At 70.6% G+C, this 16,062-nt stretch carries 15 protein-coding genes and 2 tRNA genes; 14 read left to right on the top strand and 3 right to left on the bottom strand.

Annotated elements, in window-relative coordinates:
* Positions 1–173 precede the first annotated feature (173 nt).
* The 6 genes from ACSSVZ_RS16250 to ACSSVZ_RS16225 all read left to right on the top strand — a co-directional run bounded on the left by ACSSVZ_RS16250 (position 174) and on the right by ACSSVZ_RS16225 (position 7,405).
* On the top strand, positions 174–1,868 hold the full coding sequence (locus ACSSVZ_RS16250; RefSeq protein WP_453971673.1) for a thiamine pyrophosphate-binding protein: 1,695 nt from the start codon (positions 174–176) through the stop codon (positions 1,866–1,868).
* A gap of 247 nt (positions 1,869–2,115) precedes the next feature.
* Positions 2,116–2,601, top strand: coding sequence for a TspO/MBR family protein (locus tag ACSSVZ_RS16245; RefSeq protein WP_453971672.1), 486 nt, complete (start codon positions 2,116–2,118; stop codon positions 2,599–2,601).
* A gap of 155 nt (positions 2,602–2,756) precedes the next feature.
* Positions 2,757–4,136 (top strand): tetratricopeptide repeat protein, encoded by a 1,380-nt coding sequence (locus ACSSVZ_RS16240; RefSeq protein ID WP_453971671.1) that lies wholly within the window; start codon positions 2,757–2,759, stop codon positions 4,134–4,136.
* A gap of 241 nt (positions 4,137–4,377) precedes the next feature.
* Positions 4,378–5,601 carry an OpgC family protein gene (locus tag ACSSVZ_RS16235; RefSeq protein WP_453971669.1) on the top strand — a complete coding sequence of 408 codons (1,224 nt, stop codon included), beginning with the start codon at positions 4,378–4,380 and terminating at the stop codon, positions 5,599–5,601.
* A gap of 206 nt (positions 5,602–5,807) precedes the next feature.
* Positions 5,808–6,578: an SIR2 family NAD-dependent protein deacylase gene (locus tag ACSSVZ_RS16230; RefSeq protein ID WP_453971667.1), complete on the top strand. Its 771-nt coding sequence runs from the start codon at positions 5,808–5,810 to the stop codon at positions 6,576–6,578.
* Positions 6,579–6,853: 275 nt separating this feature from the next.
* Positions 6,854–7,405, top strand: a complete 552-nt coding sequence (locus ACSSVZ_RS16225) for a cold-shock protein (protein ID WP_453971689.1) — start codon at positions 6,854–6,856, stop codon at positions 7,403–7,405.
* Positions 7,406–7,566: 161 nt separating this feature from the next.
* On the opposite strand, the gene ACSSVZ_RS16220 is transcribed toward ACSSVZ_RS16225, so the two are convergent.
* Positions 7,567–8,067: a MarR family winged helix-turn-helix transcriptional regulator gene (locus tag ACSSVZ_RS16220; protein ID WP_453971665.1), complete on the bottom strand. Its 501-nt coding sequence runs from the start codon at positions 8,065–8,067 to the stop codon at positions 7,567–7,569.
* Between the two features lie 79 nt (positions 8,068–8,146).
* Between ACSSVZ_RS16220 and ACSSVZ_RS16215 the strand changes: the two genes are divergently transcribed.
* The 5 genes from ACSSVZ_RS16215 (at position 8,147) to ACSSVZ_RS16195 (ending at position 11,044) form a co-directional block, all read left to right on the top strand.
* On the top strand, positions 8,147–9,052 hold the full coding sequence (locus ACSSVZ_RS16215) for an EamA family transporter (protein ID WP_453971663.1): 906 nt from the start codon (positions 8,147–8,149) through the stop codon (positions 9,050–9,052).
* A gap of 323 nt (positions 9,053–9,375) precedes the next feature.
* Positions 9,376–9,930 carry a carboxymuconolactone decarboxylase family protein gene (locus tag ACSSVZ_RS16210; RefSeq protein ID WP_453971662.1) on the top strand — a complete coding sequence of 185 codons (555 nt, stop codon included), beginning with the start codon at positions 9,376–9,378 and terminating at the stop codon, positions 9,928–9,930.
* A gap of 119 nt (positions 9,931–10,049) precedes the next feature.
* Entirely contained in the window at positions 10,050–10,502 is a 453-nt protein-coding gene (locus ACSSVZ_RS16205; protein WP_453971660.1) for a DUF192 domain-containing protein, read from the top strand.
* 90 nt (positions 10,503–10,592) lie between these two features.
* A tRNA-Pro gene (locus ACSSVZ_RS16200) sits at positions 10,593–10,669 on the top strand.
* Between the two features lie 69 nt (positions 10,670–10,738).
* Positions 10,739–11,044: an ETC complex I subunit gene (locus ACSSVZ_RS16195; protein ID WP_453971659.1), complete on the top strand. Its 306-nt coding sequence runs from the start codon at positions 10,739–10,741 to the stop codon at positions 11,042–11,044.
* 291 nt (positions 11,045–11,335) lie between these two features.
* Here ACSSVZ_RS16195 and ACSSVZ_RS16190 read toward each other — a convergent pair whose 3' ends face one another.
* The gene (locus ACSSVZ_RS16190) at positions 11,336–12,298 is read right to left on the bottom strand and encodes an aldo/keto reductase (RefSeq protein ID WP_453971657.1); all 963 of its coding nucleotides are present in this window, start codon (positions 12,296–12,298) and stop codon (positions 11,336–11,338) included.
* Between the two features lie 384 nt (positions 12,299–12,682).
* On the opposite strand from ACSSVZ_RS16190, the gene ACSSVZ_RS16185 reads away from it, so the two are divergent.
* Positions 12,683–12,758, top strand: a tRNA-Arg gene (locus ACSSVZ_RS16185).
* A gap of 295 nt (positions 12,759–13,053) precedes the next feature.
* Positions 13,054–14,145, top strand: coding sequence for a GGDEF domain-containing protein (locus tag ACSSVZ_RS16180; RefSeq protein WP_453971655.1), 1,092 nt, complete (start codon positions 13,054–13,056; stop codon positions 14,143–14,145).
* Here the strand turns inward: ACSSVZ_RS16180 and ACSSVZ_RS16175 are convergent.
* Positions 14,142–14,279, bottom strand: a complete 138-nt coding sequence (locus ACSSVZ_RS16175) for a hypothetical protein (protein ID WP_453971653.1) — start codon at positions 14,277–14,279, stop codon at positions 14,142–14,144. The genes ACSSVZ_RS16180 and ACSSVZ_RS16175 overlap by 4 nt on opposite strands.
* 335 nt (positions 14,280–14,614) lie before the next feature.
* Here ACSSVZ_RS16175 and ACSSVZ_RS16170 point away from each other — a divergent pair, with 335 nt between their 5' ends.
* On the top strand, positions 14,615–16,048 hold the full coding sequence (locus ACSSVZ_RS16170) for a DUF1254 domain-containing protein (protein ID WP_453971652.1): 1,434 nt from the start codon (positions 14,615–14,617) through the stop codon (positions 16,046–16,048).
* Positions 16,049–16,062 lie beyond the last annotated feature (14 nt).

The following is a 16,062-nucleotide window of genomic DNA, read 5'->3' as shown; positions in this document are numbered from 1 at the left end:
CAATGCGCTGCCACCAATCACGATGGCAGCCTAACCAAGGCAGAAATCCACTTAGCGATCGCCCGGAAACTGTTCAGACAAACCGAGCCACCTCTACGCATGCGAAGCGCGTCGACTGTAGGGCGTAAGCACTTGTACAACTGCGGCTTTATAATCAAGACTGAGTCCCTCCCATGCCCCCCTCCGACACCCCCTCCGCCCTGTCCCCCCGCACCGGCGGGGAGATCCTGGTCGACTGTCTGGCCGCGAACGCCGTCGAGCGGGTGTTCTGCATTCCCGGCGAAAGCTATCTGGCGGCGCTGGATGCGTTCTTCGACGCCGACATTCCGGTCACCGTCGGGCGCCAGGAGGGCGGTGTGGCGTTCATGGCCGAGGCGTGGGGGAAGATGACCGGGCGGCCGGGGATCGCCTTCGTCACCCGCGGCCCCGGCGCCACCAACGCGGCCGCTGGCGTCCACGTCGCCCAGCAGGATTCCACCCCGATGATCCTGTTCGTCGGCCAGATCGGCCGGGGGATGCGCGGCCGCGACGCCTTCCAGGAGGTGGACTTCGTCGGCATGTTCTCCGGCATGGCCAAGTGGGTGGCGGAGATCGACAGCGCCGACCGCATCCCGGAGATGGTGGCCCGCGCCTTCGCCACCGCCATGGCCGGCCGGCCGGGCCCGGTGGTGCTGGCGCTGCCGGAGGACATGCTGCGCGAGCGGGCGAGCGTGGCGGCCGTTGCCGCCGGGCCGGTGCCGGAGCCGGCGCCGTCGGCCGCCGAGATCAGCCGGTTCGCGGCGCTGCTGTCGGATGCCGAACGACCCATCGCCATCGTCGGCGGCTCGCGCTGGGACGACCACGCGGTGGAGGCACTCGCCGCCGTGGCCGAGGCATGGGAGCTGCCGGTCGCCACCGCCTTCCGCCGCCAGGAGCTGATCGACAACCGCCATCCGAACTACGCCGGCGACGTGGGCATCGGCCCGAACCCGGCGCTGAAGGCGCGCATCGACGGGGCCGACCTGGTGATTTTGGTGGGCGACCGGATGTCGGAGATGCCGTCCCAGGGCTACACGCTGTTCGACATCCCGGTGCCGCGCCAGCGCCTCGTCCACGTCCATCCGGGCGCCGAGGAGATCGGCCGGGTCTACCAGCCGGCGCTTGGGATCGTGGCGACGCCGGGGGCGTTCCTGGCGGCGTGGCGGGGGCTCAGGCCGCCCAACGCGCCGGCCTGGGCGGGGGAGGCGCACGCGGCGCACGCGGCGTTCCTTTCGTGGTCGGAGCCGACGCGCTCGCCGGGTGCGGTCGAGATGGGGGCGGTGATGGCGGTGCTGGAGCGGCATCTTCCGGAGGATGCGATCGTCGCCAACGGCGCCGGCAACTTCGCCGGCTGGGTGCACCGGTTCCACCACTACCGGCGGCTCGGCACCGAGCTCGCGCCGGCGTCCGGCACCATGGGCTACGGGCTGCCGGCGGCGATTGCCGCGAAGATCCGGCATCCGGAGCGCATGGTGGTGTGCGTGGCCGGCGACGGCGACCTGCAGATGACCATCCAGGAGCTCGGCACCGCGGCCGAGGCGGGGGCGGCGGTGATCGTCATCGTCGTCGACAACGGCATCTACGGCACCATCCGCATGCACCAGGAGCGGGAGTATCCGGGCCGGGTGTCGGCGACCGGGCTGGTCAACCCGGACTTCGCGATGCTGGGGGCGGCCTACGGGGCGTTCACCGCGCGCGTGGAGACCGACGCCGAGTTCGAGCCGGCATTCGAGGCGGCGGTGGCGTCGGGGCGGCTTGCGCTCCTGCACCTGAAGACCGACCCGGAGGCGATCACGCCGGCGACCACGCTGGCGGCGATCCGCGCCGCTGCGCTTTCCCGGAAAGCCTAAGCTTCTCAACGGGTTGCGGCAGTGCGCAGCGCGTGCGCAGCCGAAGTGCACCAAACTGCGCTATCCTGCGCACGGGCAGCGCTGCGCACAGCCTGCGCACCGACGCGCAACCAATTGGAATCGCTTTGCAACCGGCGTCGGCGGCGGTCACGAAAAAGAGAAACGGCCGGGTGATCTTCTGCGCACTCTCATGCGTTTACAGCGCAAGGGCGCGACACCCTGCAGCCGCTTCAAGGAAGCCGACCCGATGCTTGTCTCCCTCCTCGTGCTTGTCCTGTTCCTTGCGGCCGTGGGGGCGGCGGCGGCGACCGGCGCGGTGTTCCGGCCGGGCGACTGGTACCGGACGATCGACAAGCCGGGCTTCACGCCGCCGGACTGGGTGTTCGCGCCGGCCTGGGCGCTGCTCTACCTGATGATCGCGATCTCCGGCTTCGTCGTCTGGTACAAGGTGGGGTTCGCCGGCGCGCCGTGGGCGTTCGCGCTGTACTTCCTGCAGATCGTCCTGAACGGGCTGTGGTCGCCGATCTTCTTCGGGGCGAAGCGGCCGGACCTCGCGACCCTCGACATCGCCGCCCTGTGGGTCGCCATCGTGGCCACCATCGTCGCGTTTTCCACGCTCAGCCTGACGGCGGCGTTCCTGCTGGTGCCGTACCTGCTGTGGGTGTCCTTCGCGGCGGCGCTGACCGTGTCGATCTGGCGGCTGAACCGCGGGCGCCATGTCACCGAGGTGTGAGCGGTCGTGACGCGACGCCGCATCGCGGGGTTTCTACGGTAGCGGAGTATCCGGTTGCGGCGCGCCGGCCCGTCCGGCCGCCGGGTCCTCCGGTCGCCGGGTTGGCCCGCAGGCTGCAACGGGCGGACGTGGGTCAGTTGGTCAGGGAAGTGTCGATGCGCGCAACGGATCTCTTCGGGTACCCCCTCACGCTGGCGGGCGGGGCGGCGGCGGCGTCCTGGTCGGCCACCGCGCGGACGTTCCTGGCGCACGGCGACGCCACGCCCGGCCACCTGGCCGACACGCTGGCCCACGGCCCGGACTTCGCCATGGGCCACGCCGCCCGCGGGCTGTTCTGCCTGCTGCTGGCGCGGCGCGAGATGGTCGCGCCGGCCGGCGCGGCGCTGGCGGCGGCGCGCGCGGCGACGGCCCGGGCCGGCGCGACGGCGCGCGAGACGGCCTACGTGGAGGCGCTGGCCGACTGGCTGGACGGGCGGCCGAGTGCGGCCGCCGACCGCCTCGACCGGACGCTCGCCGATCATCCCGCCGACGCGCTGACGCTGAAGCTCGTGCACCAGATCCGCTTCATGCTGGGCGATGCCGGCGGCATGCGCCGCTCCATCGAGGACGTCATCGAGGCCTACGACGACGGCCACCCGGCGGCCGGCTACGTGCACGGCTGCCACGCCTTCGCGCTGGAGGAGACCGGCGCCTTCGCGGCGGCCGAATTCGCGGGGCGCCGGGCGCTGGAGCTCGCCCCCGACGACGCCTGGGGCCTGCACGCGGTGGCGCACGTCCACGACATGACCGGCCGGGCCGCGGCCGGGGTCGCCTGGCTCGACGGCCGCCACGCGGCGTTCGGCCACTGCAACAATTTCCGCTACCACGTGTGGTGGCACAAGGCGCTGTTCCACCTCGACCTCGGCGAGATCGACGCGGTGCTGGCGCTCTACGACGACGCGGTGCGGCCCGACCACACCGACGACTTCCGCGACATCGCCAACGGCGCCTCGCTGCTGTCGCGGCTGGAGATCGAGGGCGTCGACGTGGGCAGCCGCTGGGAGGAGCTGGCGACGATCAGCGAGGGGCGCACCGACGACGGCTGCCTGGTGTTCGCCGACCTGCACTATCTGCTGGCGCTGTGCGGCGGCGACCGGACCGAGAGCGCGGCGCGGCTCGTGGCGCGGATGCAGGCCGACGCGACGCGGGCCGAGGACGAGATGGGCCGGGTGACCGCCGATCCGGGCGTCGCGGCGGCCACGGCGCTCGCCGCCTTCCGGGCCGGCGACTACCGGGCGGCGCACCGCGCCTTCCAGAGCTGCCGGCCGCGGATGCAGTCGATCGGCGGCAGCCACGCCCAGCGCGACGTGTTCGAGCGGCTGGCGATCGAGGCGGCGATCCGCGCCGGCCTGCTGCACGAGGCGCGCGGCCTTGTGAGCGACCGGGTGACGTTCCGCGGCGCCGTCGACGCGTTCGCCACCTCGCGGCTGGCCCGCATCGAGGACGCGATCGCCGCGACGGCGCGGGCGGAACCGCGCCTGCACGCGGCGGTCTGAGCCGGGAGCGGACGGTGGCGGGGTCCGGCCGGCACGCGGCTGCGCGCCGGCCTCCCATCCCGGCAGGGGCCGCACCCGCCGCACCCGGTCGGGCCCGGGCTTCGGCCGTCCGAACGGGTGCCGTTGGAGCGCGCCCCGTTGAAGCCGGCGCCGCGATCCGGCAAAAGCAACCTTCGAGACGCCCGCACCGCCGTTCGCCCCCGACCGGCCCCGCGCGCGGATCCCGCCCCCGGAGAGGCCGTTGACCACACCCGCTGCATCCCGTCCGCGCGACCCCCGGCTCGATTTCTTTCGCGGGCTGGGCATGTTCATCATCTTCGTGGCGCACGTGCCGGACAACACCTGGACCCTGTGGATCCCGGCCCGCTTCGGCTTTTCCGACGCGACGGAGATCTTCGTGTTCTGCTCGGGGATGGCCTCGGCGATCGCCTTCGGCGGCACCTTCCTGCGGCACGGGTGGTGGATGGGCACCGGCCGGACGCTGCTGCGGGTGTGGCAGGTCTACTGGGCCCACATCGGCTTGTTCTTCGTGACGGTGACGCTGCTGATCGCGTTCAATCAGCTGGACACCGGGATCGACTACACCGACCGGCTGTACGTGCTGCCGCTGTTCGAGGACACCGGGCGGGCGGTGGTCGGGCTGATGACGCTCACCTACGTGCCGAACTATTTCGACATCCTGCCGATGTATCTGGTCATCCTGCTGATGATGCCGGTCGTGGTGGGGCTGGCGCGGGTGTCGCCGCTGGTGGCGATGGCCGCGGTCGCGGCGCTGTGGCTGGCGGCGACGACCGGCCACGTCGACCTGCCGGCCGAGCCGTGGTCCGACCGGGTCTGGTTCTTCAATCCGTTCGCCTGGCAGCTGGTGTTCTTCACCGGCTTCGCGTTCATGGCGGGCTGGCTGAAGCCGCCGCCGGTCGACCGCTGGCTGATCGCGCTCGCGGCCGCCATCATCGTGGTGACGGTGCCGTTCGCCCACTACACCGGCTGGCAGAATTTCCAGTGGATCTACGACGCCCGGGACGCGGTCTGGCCGACGCTCGACAAGACCCATTTCGGCTTCCTGCGCTACGTCCACTTCCTGGCGCTCGCCTACCTCGCCTGGGTAGCGGCGGGCGAGGGTGGCCGCCGGCTGACCGGCACGGGCGCCTGGGCGCGCTTCGTGGCGATCACCCGCAAGGTCGGCCAGCAGTCGCTGGCGGTGTTCCTCGCCAGCATGGTGCTGGCCCAGGTGGCGGGACTGGTGCTCGATCTTGCCGGCCGCACCATGCTGGCGACGGCTGCGGTCAACGTCGCCGGCTTCCTGGTGCTGATCGGCGTCGCCTATTCGGTGGCCTGGTTCAAGGCGCAGCCCTGGCGCAAGCCGGCCGCCCATGCAGGCGCTGCCGCGCGGCCGCCGGCCGCCGCCGACCAGGCGGCGGACATCCCGGCCGCCTCGCGGGCCCGGCTCGTCGCCGGCGAGTGAAGGACGGTGCGCCGGTTCGTCCGCTTGATTGCGGCGCGGGCCTGTGAGACCCAGATCGCTCATGCGTTCATCGGCCAGGCCGAACCGGCCCGACCGGGAGTGCGCGCGTATCGAATCCGGACCCGTTTCGCGCCGGTGAGGGCACGCGGCCCTGGCCGGAACGGGCTCCCGGGCGCATCCGCCCAGCTATTTCGAGGCACCTGACCATGGCGATCGTCGACGACCTCTCCGAAGCCCGAGCGGTGCTTGGCGACCTCGTCGCCGGCGCGGGCCGCGCGGTGGTGTTCACCGGTGCCGGCATCTCCACCGAATCCGGCATCCCGGACTTCCGCAGCCCGGGCGGCGTGTGGTCGCAGCGCGAGCCGGTCTATTTCGACGACTTCCTGGCCTCCGAGGAAGCGCGGCTGGAGGACTGGCACCGCCGGTTCGACATGCGCGGGGTGATGGAGGCCGCCCAGCCGAATGCCGCCCACCGCGCCATGGCCGGGCTGATCAAGAGCGGCATCGCCAGCCACGTGATCACCCAGAACGTCGACGGGCTGCACCAGCGCTCCGGGGTGCCCGAGGATCGGCTGATCGAGCTGCACGGCAACGCGACCACGGCCGGCTGCCTCGACTGCGGCGCCCCGATGAGCCTGGACGAGGCGCGCGCCGAGATGGAAGCCAGCGGCCACGCGCCCCGCTGCCTGTCGTGCGGGGGGCTGGTGAAGGCGCGGGTGATCAGCTTCGGCCAGGCGATGCCGGTGCGCGAGATGGAGCGGGCCGAAATCGCAACCGGGGATTGTGATCTGTTCATCGTCGCCGGATCGTCGCTCGTCGTCTATCCGGCGGCCGGCTTTCCGCTGGCGGCGAAACGCAACGGAGCGACCCTGATTATCGTGAATCGGGAGCCGACCGAGCAGGACCAGATTGCCGATTTCGTGCTGCGCGGCGCCATCGGGCCGATCTTCGAGCCGCTCTCGGTGGCCGAGGCGTGAGGCCGCCGGCGCGGCCACGGTCCGAAAAGCCGTTTGCGACCAAACATTTGGAAATCACGGCGCGGGCGGGCTGAACGCGGCCGCGGCGGCGCATATGGCACGCTGTCGCATTTTCAACACAGTTCGGGCCATGCGCAAATCCCCATATCGCGCCGAACAACCGGGAATGGTATCCTCCTTAACGATTCTTTACCGACGGTTCGCGGTGTCGCGGTATGCGGACACGGGGGCTCTGCCGCATGAGTGGGAAATTTGCGTCGTCGACCGATCTGGACATGGTGGTCGGTGACGCGGGGGAAGAAACAGCATTCGACCTGATCGAGGTCGCGGGCCACATCAAATGGTTCGATGTCTCGAAGGGGTACGGTTTCATCGTGCCGGACAACGGCATGGAGGACATCCTCCTGCACGTCACCTGCCTCAGGCGCGACGGCTTCCAGACGGCCTACGAAGGCGCCCACGTGGTGGTCGAGGTGCTCGACCGGCCGAAGGGGCTGCAGGCCTTCCGCATCCTCTCCATGGACGAATCGACCGCGGTCCATCCCTCCCAGCTGCCGCCCTCGCGCACCCACGTCCAGGTGACGCCGACCCAGGGACCCGACAAGGCCTGGGTGAAATGGTTCAACCGGGCCAAGGGCTACGGTTTCCTGACCCGCGGGGAGGGGACCGAGGACATCTTCATCCACATGGAGACGCTGCGCCGCTTCGGCCTGACCGAGCTGCGTCCGGGCCAGGTGGTGATCGTGCGCTACGGCGACGGCCCGAAGGGCCTGATGGCCGCCGACATCCGGCCGGAATCCGGCGGCAACGTCCCCCAGTCGCACTGACCTTCACGCACCCTAGGCAACGCCGCGCCGAGCGTTCCCCGTCCGGATCGGATCGATCCGAACGAAGAGGAATTGCTCTGGGTATCGATTCGGGAGCCATTTCTTGTCGGTCAGCTGATTGCACCTGACCGGAACAGGCTCGAATGCGCCGGGCGGTGCCGTCATTCCGGCGGCGCGGGGTCCTCGAAGGCGGCGAGCCATTTGGCCAGCAGGCGGTCCAGATCGGCGCGCTCTTGCGGCCCGAGCGCCGCCGCCAGCCGCTGCTGATTGGCGACATGGGCCGTGACGGCCGCGTCAATCAGCCGAAATCCCGCCTCGGTGAGGGCGACGAGGAAGCCGCGACCGTCCCTGGGGTTGCGCGTGCGGGCGACCAGACCGGCGGCCTCCAGCCGGTCGATCCGGTTGGTCATCGTGCCGGAGGTGACCATCGTCCAGTCCATCAGCGCCGACGGGCTGAGCGCGTAGGGCGGGCCGGAGCGCCGCAGGGTGGCCAGCACGTCGAAACTCGCGGCGCTGAGCCCATGCCCGGCGATCACCCGCTCGACCTCCTGGGAGAGGTGGACAGTCAGCCGCTTCAGGCGCCCCATGGTGCCCATGGGGGCGACGTCGAGCTCGGGCCGTTCGGCCCGCCACTGGGCGAGGATGCGGTCCACCTGATCCATGGCCCTGATGTCCCCCAGATTTATCTTGACGTCAAGATGTCTCCATCTATCTTGACATCAAGATAGATGGAGACCGGCCATGACCCGCTCGAGCGATCTCATCCTTGCCGCCCTGGCGCCGGCGATCTGGGGCAGCACCTACGTGGTGACGACCGAGCTGCTGCCGTACGGCTATCCGCTGACGGTGGGGATGCTGCGGGCCCTGCCGGCGGGTCTTCTTCTGTTGCTGGTGGTGCGCCGGCTCCCGCCCCGGGCCTGGCTCGGACGGGTGGTCGTGCTCGGCGCGTTGAACTTCTCGCTGTTCTGGACGGCGCTCTTCGTCGCCGCCTACCGGCTGCCCGGAGGCGTCGCCGCGACGCTGGGAGCGATCCAGCCGCTGCTCGTGCTGCTGCTCGTGCGCGCCGTCCTGGGCACGCCGATCCAGCCGGCCGGGGTCGTCGCCGCGCTCGCCGGCATCGGCGGGGTGGCGCTGCTGATCCTCGGACCGTCGGCCGAGATGGATCCGATCGGGGTGGCGGCGGCCCTCATCGGCGCGGTGGCGATGGCGGCCGGCACCGTGCTGACCCGCCGGTGGCAACCGCCGGTCTCGCCGCTGACCTTCACCGCGTGGCAGCTGACGGCGGGCGGACTGCTGCTGGTTCCGGTGGCACTGCTGGCCGAGCCGGGGTTTCCGCTGCCGTCCGCGCCGGCGCTGGCCGGCCTTGCGTGGCTGGGGCTGATCGGCGCGGCGCTCGCCTATTTCCTGTGGTTTCGCGGCATCGCCCGGCTGGGGCCGGCGACGGTGACGGCGTTCGGCTTCCTGAGCCCGCTGAGCGCGGTGCTGCTCGGCTGGGCCGTCCTCGGCCAGCGCCTGGCGCCGGTGCAGGCGCTCGGCGCGGCGGTGGTGCTGGCGAGCGTGTGGCTGGGCCAGCGCGCCGGCCGGAAGGCCCTGCGGGCGGCCGACCTGCGGCCCGACGGCGGCGCCGCCGGATTCCGGGCGCCCTGACGCGGCGCCTCAGGAGGCCGGAAGCCGGCGAAAGGATTGCCTGCGATGGGCCGACTGGATAAAAGCGGCAGGGCACGCAGAAAGCACGGGGACTGCCGGCTCCCGGCCGGTGGAACCCCCCGATCCCAACGAGCGAGACCACCCGTCATCGGCCGTCCCGGCCGGTGACCGAACCATACGGTCAACGGGGTTTCCCGCTGGGCGACCGGTCGCGGGAGCGCTCCCGGAATCTCAACAAGACGATGCGCTGCGGCGGAGGGACCGTCCGAGATCCTGTGTTTGTCCGGACCCGGCCGAGGCCGCCGTCCGCTGGGGGACCATCGATGAATGACCTGGAAAGCCTCCGAGCGCAGCTGCCGGATTCGGCGCACGACATCCGATTGAACCTTGGCGCGATGCTCGGCAACGACGGGCTTCCGGAACTGGAAAACGACCAGAAATGGGGCGCCGCGCTGGCCTCCGCCATCGCTGCGCGCAACGCCTCCCTGACCTGCGCCATCGAGGCGCTCGCCAGCCAGAACACCAGCGCCCAGGTGATCGAGGGCGCGCGGATCGCCGCCGCCATCATGGCGATGACCAACGTCTACTTCCGCGCCCTGCACATGGCGGACGATGCCGAGCTGAGCGGGCTTCCCGCCGGGCTGCGGATGAACGGCCTGAGCAAGCACGGCCTGTCGCAGCGCGACTTCGAGCTGTTCGGCCTCGCCGCCTCGGCCGTCAAGGGCTGCGAAAGCTGCATCGGCGCCCACGTGTCGGGCGCCCGCGAGCTCGGCGCCAGCGTCCAGGCGCTGCAGGCGGTGATCAAGCTCGCCGCGGTGCTGCACGCCGCCGCGACGGTCCTCGACGCCCAGCCGGCGGCGGCGGTGCGGGCGGCCTGAGCCGGCCGCCGCGCCCGCCCTGCGGCACCGGCATCGCTTGAGGATCGGCGCCGGGGCGGGCATTGTTGCCGGTGGCGGCCGCGGGTCCGGCCGCCGGTCCTTCACTCGTCGGAGCGTTCATGTCGGTCATCGCGCGCGCAGTCCTCGCCCTGTTCCTCCTCGCCGTGCCGGCCGGCGCCTTCGCCGCCAGCACCGACCTCGCCATCGTCACCGCCGACGGCCGCAGCCACGCCTTCACGGTGGAGATCGCCGACGATCCCATCGAGCGGGCCCGCGGCCTGATGTTCCGCGAGGAGATGGCGCCGGACCACGGCATGCTGTTCGACTTCGCGCGCGAGGACGACGTGTCGTTCTGGATGAAGAACACGCCGCTCTCCCTCGACATGCTGTTCGCGAAGGCCGACGGCACCATCGTCGCCATCGCCGAGAACACCACGCCGCAGTCGACCGAGCCGGTGCCGTCCGGCGCGCCGGTGCGGTTCGTGCTGGAGGTGGTCGGCGGCACCGCGGCGCGGCTCGGCATCGCGCCCGGCGACCGCATCGAGCATCGCCGGGTGGCGCCGGCGAACTGAGGCGCCGGCCGCCCGGCAGGGCGGGATCGCCGCCGCGCCCGTCTCTCCGGTTGCCCGGCCGGGGCGGTGCGTGTATCGGAGAGGGGCCGTCGGGGTATAGCTCAGCCTGGTAGAGCACCGGCTTTGGGAGCCGGGGGTCGCAAGTTCGAATCTTGCTGCCCCGACCACGGACACCGCGGCCTCGCAAGGTGTCCGCTTAAGATCGCATCGCACGACGACCGCAGATGGGGACGCAGATGAGCGCACGGATCTACAGACCCTCGAAAACGGCCATGCAGTCGGGCCGGGCCAAGACCCATCTGTGGCTGCTCGAGTTCGATCCGGAGATGCCGCGCACCATCGATCCGCTGATGGGCTGGACCTCGTCGCGCGACATGAAGAGCCAGATCCACCTGCGCTTCGAGACGAAGGAGGAGGCGATCGCCTACGCCGAGAAGCACGGCATCGCCTACCACGTCCAGGAGCCCCAGGAGCGCACCCCGCGCAAGATCGCCTACGCCGACAACTTCAAGTCCGACCGGCGGGTGCCCTGGAGTCACTAGTCTTTGCGCTCACGCCGGATGCGCTCACGCGCATCGGCTGCGCGGGCGCGGCCTGACCGGCCGGCGCGCGGTCGCGCGCTGACGGGCATTCCCGGGAAAGTGCACTTGCGGTTTTCCATCCGGGATTGCGGGGAAGAGGCCCCTTACTCTCTCCCGCCGAGCTCGCTTCGCGAGCCGGCTCCGGGGGCGGCCTGACCGGCCGGCGCGCGGTCGCGCGCTGACGGGAGATGGCCGGAATGCGGGGCTGACGGGAGATCGCCGGGAAGCGGGTGCCGGGGGGACGGTGCCGGCCTACGGCCCGTCCTGCCGGCTGGCCTCGTCGAGCAGGGCGATCTCGTCGGCGGCGAGCGACAGCTGGGCGGCGCGGACCAGGCTGTCGAGCTGGTCGGGGCCGGTGGCGCTGGCGATCGGCGCGGTGACGCCGTCGCGGGCGATGATCCAGGCGAGCGCCACCTCCGCCGGCCGGGCGCCGTGGGCATCGGCGACCGCGTCGAGGGCGTCGAGGATGCGCAGGCCGCGCGCGTCGAGATATTTGCGCACCATGTCGCGCCGGGAGGAGCCGGCGAGGTCGGCCTCGCTGCGGTACTTGCCGCTGAGGAAGCCGGCGGCGAGGCCGAAATAGCTGACCACCCCCATCCGCTCCTGGCGGGCGAGGTCGAGCAGCGGCCCTTCCAGCGACGACCGGGCATAGAGATTGTACTCCGGCTGGATCACCTGATAGCGCGGCAGCCCGTTGTCGAGGCTCGCCTTCAGCGCCGCGCCGAGCTGAACGGCGTCGAAGTTGGAGGCGCCGATGGCGCGGATCTTGCCGGCATCGAGCAGCCGGCCGTAGGCGGCGAGCGTCTCCTCGTGCGGGGTGTCGGGATCCGGCCAGTGGGAGAAATAGAGGTCGATGCGGTCGGTCCGCAGCCGGCGCAGCGACGCCTCGACGGCCTCCTCGATCCACGCCGCCTTCAGCGTCTTGCCGCCCTGGCCCATGTCCGAACCGACCTTGGTGAACAGCACGATCCTGTCGCGCCGGGACGGATCGGCGGCCAGCCAGCTGCCGATGATCGCCTCCGATTCGCCGCCCGAATGGCCGTCGACCCAGCGCGAATAGACGTCGGCGGTGTCGACGGCGTTGAAGCCCTGGTCGACGAAGCGGTCGAGGAGGGCGTGGCTCTCGCGCTCGTCGACGGTCCAGCCGAACACGTTGCCGCCAAAGACGAGGGGCGCGATGGCGTACCCGGTGGTGCCGAGGGGACGTGTCTGCATCGGGGGAAACTCCGGAAGGGGATCGGCGGACGGACCCGGACGGGCCCGCCCTGGCGGGCGGAACGCCGGCATCGGCCGGCCCGGACGGGCCGCCGGCGCCCGGCGCGGTCGGTGGTCCCCGAAGATAGGACGGCCGGCCGGCCGGCGAAAGACCCCGCCGGGCGCCGGCGCCGGGGCGGAGAGCGGCGGCAGGCCGGGCCCGGCGCGGTGGCGCGGCCACCGAGGCGCTACCCATTTCCGCGCCGATGGGGTACGGACGTGCCAGTCCGCGTTTTGCGGCGGTCCGCAGGGCGCGCGGCAAGTCCCCGCCCGGCGGTCCGCCCGGACCCGCCCGCGCTGCCCGCCCGTGCCGGATCTCCCGGCCGGCGCCGGCCGCGCCCGGACGGCCCCGTAGCTCAGTGGATAGAGCACCGGCCTTCTAAGCCGATGGTCGCAGGTTCGAATCCTGCCGGGGTCGCCACTTCTCATTCTGTCCGCCCCGAAAGGCATGGCTCGGACAACCGCCGCCGAAGCCGACGCGGCGGCCGTCGCGGTCACATTTCGCCCGGCTTTCCACGGGAGCATTCCCCGTTCAGATCGAAACGATCTGAACGAAAAGGAATTGCTCAAGGGTTTGGTTCTGGAGCCATTTCCTATCGATCATGTGATTCCACCTGATCGGAAAAGCCTCTAGGTTCCGGGGCGTGTGGATCCGACCTGTTGGGAGCTCTCCTCGCCCGCTCGGAGGATGAGCAAGTGGGGTGCGAGGCCTGCAATTGACCGTCGATCTGTTCGTTCCGCTGCTTCGCAACCTGACGCTCGTTGCCACCGTCGCGATGCTCTACGTGGTGGTGCCGAAGCGCTCGTTCTGGATCCCCGAGCCGGTCGTGATCGGCCTGATCTGCAGCTTCGGGGCATGCCTCGCGATGGCCGACTCCGTGCAACTGCGTCCGGGGGTGTTCGTCGATGCCCGCTCGACGATGATCCTGCTGTCGGGTCTGTTCGGTGGTCCCGTGGCGGCCGTCATATGCACGGCTCTGGCGGCTGGGATGCGGATCTACATCGGCGGTGCCGGGCTACTTGCAGGAACGCTCGGAATCGCTCTCGCCGGGGCAATCGGCGCCGCGGTTTTCTATTGGCTGAGACGCGATGGACGCCCTGTGAGCATGGCGCATATCTGCATCCTGGCCGCGCTTTCGCCCCTCACGTTCATTGTCGTCATCGTCCTTCCCTGGGACGTCGTCATGAGGGCCCTCAGCGAAGCTTTCGTGCCGACCAGTGCTCTTCGAGCTGCCGGCATCTTGCTACTGGGCATCCTCCTCATGCACGAGCGCCGGCGGGTCGCTGCGGAGGACCGGATCAGGGAACTTGCGAACCTGGACGAACTCAGCGGACTGGCGAATCGTCGCTCCTTCTATCGAGCCCTCGATCGGGCGATCAAGGCGCACCGGACCAGTGCCCGGGACTTTTCCGTCGTCATCCTCGATCTCGATCATTTCAAGTCGATCAATGACCGGTATGGCCATCCGGTGGGAGACGAAGTGATCAAGAACCTTGCGGATATTCTGAGGGCCAACACCCAGGGCAACGATGTCGCAGCCCGGATCGGAGGAGAGGAGTTCGCGATCCTGCTGAGCGGGGCAGGTCGCGACGAGGCACGGAAGATCTCCGAGCGCATACGGACAAGCATCGCCGAAAGCGAAATAACCGTGGGGATGGAGCGGATCCCGTTCACCGCGAGCCTTGGCGTTGCAGCGACCAGCACGCTGACGTCTTCGGTCAATGCGCTCATGTCCGCCGCTGATACCGCGCTGTATATCGCCAAGCAGGGCGGCCGGAACCGGGTGGTCGTCGAGGCGTCCGCCTAGCTCAGCAGGGCCGGAACGGCGTTGAAGACCCCGCGCTGCACCTGATCGACCCGCATCGCCCCCTTGCCGGGCGTGCCGGCCAGGACGCCCGGTCCTGGATCTGCGCCGTGCCGGGCGGTGCTGCCGGTCTGCACCCGTGTGCCCCTGGCGTAAAATGCAAAGCCGCCCGGCGCGGATTGATCCCATTGTCCCCCGCGCCGTGCCGGAGGGCGAATCCGCGATCGGGATCGTGCGCCGGTACGGCCGCACGGGGGTGCCGTCCGTCGTATCCGCAACGAGCACAGCACACGGGGCCTTCCGACGCGCCGCTTGCGCCGACCGAAGCCGCCGGCGCCCGGGGCGGCGAGGGACAGAGGCATCGCGGGCGGAAGGCGCGCACCGCGATCGGCGTCGTTCCTGCGGGCCGCGCCGGCCGGATTGACAGAACGACCATCGAGGTGGGGGACACGCAATGCAGTTGAAGACAGCCATGGCGGGAGCCGCAGTCGCCGTCTCCCTCCTGTGGGGAGCCGGGACCGGTCAGGCCCGGGAGCTCACGCAGGACGACGCGAACACCATCGCGGTGGAGGCTTATCTCTACTTCTATCCGCTGGTCACCATGGACCTGACGCGGCGGCAGATGACCAGCCTCGATCCGGCCACGAACCCGTTCGGCGGCGCGGAGAACTGGTTCACCAACGTGCGCGCCTACCCGTCGGCCGACGAGAAGGCGGTCGTCCGGCCGAACTTCGACACGCTCTATTCCTCAACCTTTCTCGATCTGACCGAGGAGCCGATGATCGTCTCGGCGCCCGACACCGGCGGGCGCTACTACCTGCTCCCGATGCTCGACATGTGGACGGACGTCTTCGCCTCGCCCGGTTGGCGGACCACCGGCACCGAGGCGGCGAACTTTCTGGTGACCCCGCCCGGCTGGCGGCCCGAAGCGGGCCGGGACCTCCCCGCGGGGCTCCCGGAGGAGACCCAGAGGATCGCGGCGCCGACGCCGTACGTCTGGGTCATCGGACGCACCAAGACCGACGGTCCGTCCGACTACGCGGCCGTTCACAAGATCCAGGACGGCTACACGGTCACGCCCCTCTCCAAGTGGGGCCAGGAGATCGCCGAGCCGCCCTTCTCGCCGGATCCGACCGTCGACACGAAGACGCCGCCGAAGATCCAGGTCGATACCATGGGCGGGACGGATTACTTCACCTACGCCGTCGAGCTCCTCAAGACCGCCGATCCGCACGCCACCGACCAGCCGATCGTCGCGCGCCTGGCGCGTCTCGGCATCCGGCGGGGCGAGAGCTTCGATGTCGCCGGTGCCGATCCGGTCGTGAAGGCGGCGATTGCGGCCGCGCCGAAGACGGCGCAGCAGCTGATGGCCTGGAAGGCGCCCGCGATCGCGGACACCGTCAACGGTTGGTCGATGGACCTCGACACGGTGGGCGTCTACGGCAACTACTACCTGAAGCGCGCGATCCTGGCGCAGCTCGGCCTGGGCGCCAACGTGCCGCAGGACGCGGTCTACCCGATCGCGCTCACCGACGGCAAAGGCCAGCCGCTCGACGGTGCCAACGACTACGTCCTGCACTTCGAAGCGTCCGAGCTCCCGCCGGTCGACGCGTTCTGGTCGGTGACCGTCTACGACAACGACGGCTTTCAGGTCGCCAACAGCCTGAACCGGTTCGCGCTGTCCAGCTGGATGCCGCTCGAGAAGAACCCCGACGGATCGATCGATCTCTATGTCCAGGCGGACAGCCCCGGCGCGGACAAGCAGGCCAACTGGCTGCCGGCGCCGGGCGGGCCGTTCAACGTGACCATGCGCCTCTACGCGCCGCGTCCCGAGGTGCTGATCGGAACATGGGCGCCTCCGGGGATCACCAGGGTCGAAAAACTCTCCACCCACACGGTGCAGTAGCGGGCCGGCGCAGT

The organism is Amorphus sp. MBR-141, assembly GCF_053628695.1.
Note: the sequence above shows the minus strand (reverse complement) of the source record. Positions and strands in the feature narration are given on the sequence as shown.

What these genes read in the sequence shown, in the direction of transcription:
- ACSSVZ_RS16250 (WP_453971673.1), top strand. Translation starts at nt 174, where the DNA reads ATGCCCCCCTCCGACACCCCCTCCGCCCTGTCCCCCCGCACCGGCGGG.
- ACSSVZ_RS16245 (WP_453971672.1), top strand. Translation starts at nt 2,116, where the DNA reads ATGCTTGTCTCCCTCCTCGTGCTTGTCCTGTTCCTTGCGGCCGTGGGG.
- ACSSVZ_RS16240 (WP_453971671.1), top strand. Translation starts at nt 2,757, where the DNA reads ATGCGCGCAACGGATCTCTTCGGGTACCCCCTCACGCTGGCGGGCGGG.
- ACSSVZ_RS16230 (WP_453971667.1), top strand. Translation starts at nt 5,808, where the DNA reads ATGGCGATCGTCGACGACCTCTCCGAAGCCCGAGCGGTGCTTGGCGAC.
- ACSSVZ_RS16225 (WP_453971689.1), top strand. Translation starts at nt 6,854, where the DNA reads ATGGTGGTCGGTGACGCGGGGGAAGAAACAGCATTCGACCTGATCGAG.
- ACSSVZ_RS16220 (WP_453971665.1), bottom strand. Translation starts at nt 8,067, where the DNA reads ATGGATCAGGTGGACCGCATCCTCGCCCAGTGGCGGGCCGAACGGCCC.
- ACSSVZ_RS16215 (WP_453971663.1), top strand. Translation starts at nt 8,147, where the DNA reads ATGACCCGCTCGAGCGATCTCATCCTTGCCGCCCTGGCGCCGGCGATC.
- ACSSVZ_RS16210 (WP_453971662.1), top strand. Translation starts at nt 9,376, where the DNA reads ATGAATGACCTGGAAAGCCTCCGAGCGCAGCTGCCGGATTCGGCGCAC.
- ACSSVZ_RS16205 (WP_453971660.1), top strand. Translation starts at nt 10,050, where the DNA reads ATGTCGGTCATCGCGCGCGCAGTCCTCGCCCTGTTCCTCCTCGCCGTG.
- ACSSVZ_RS16195 (WP_453971659.1), top strand. Translation starts at nt 10,739, where the DNA reads ATGAGCGCACGGATCTACAGACCCTCGAAAACGGCCATGCAGTCGGGC.
- ACSSVZ_RS16190 (WP_453971657.1), bottom strand. Translation starts at nt 12,298, where the DNA reads ATGCAGACACGTCCCCTCGGCACCACCGGGTACGCCATCGCGCCCCTC.
- ACSSVZ_RS16170 (WP_453971652.1), top strand. Translation starts at nt 14,615, where the DNA reads ATGGCGGGAGCCGCAGTCGCCGTCTCCCTCCTGTGGGGAGCCGGGACC.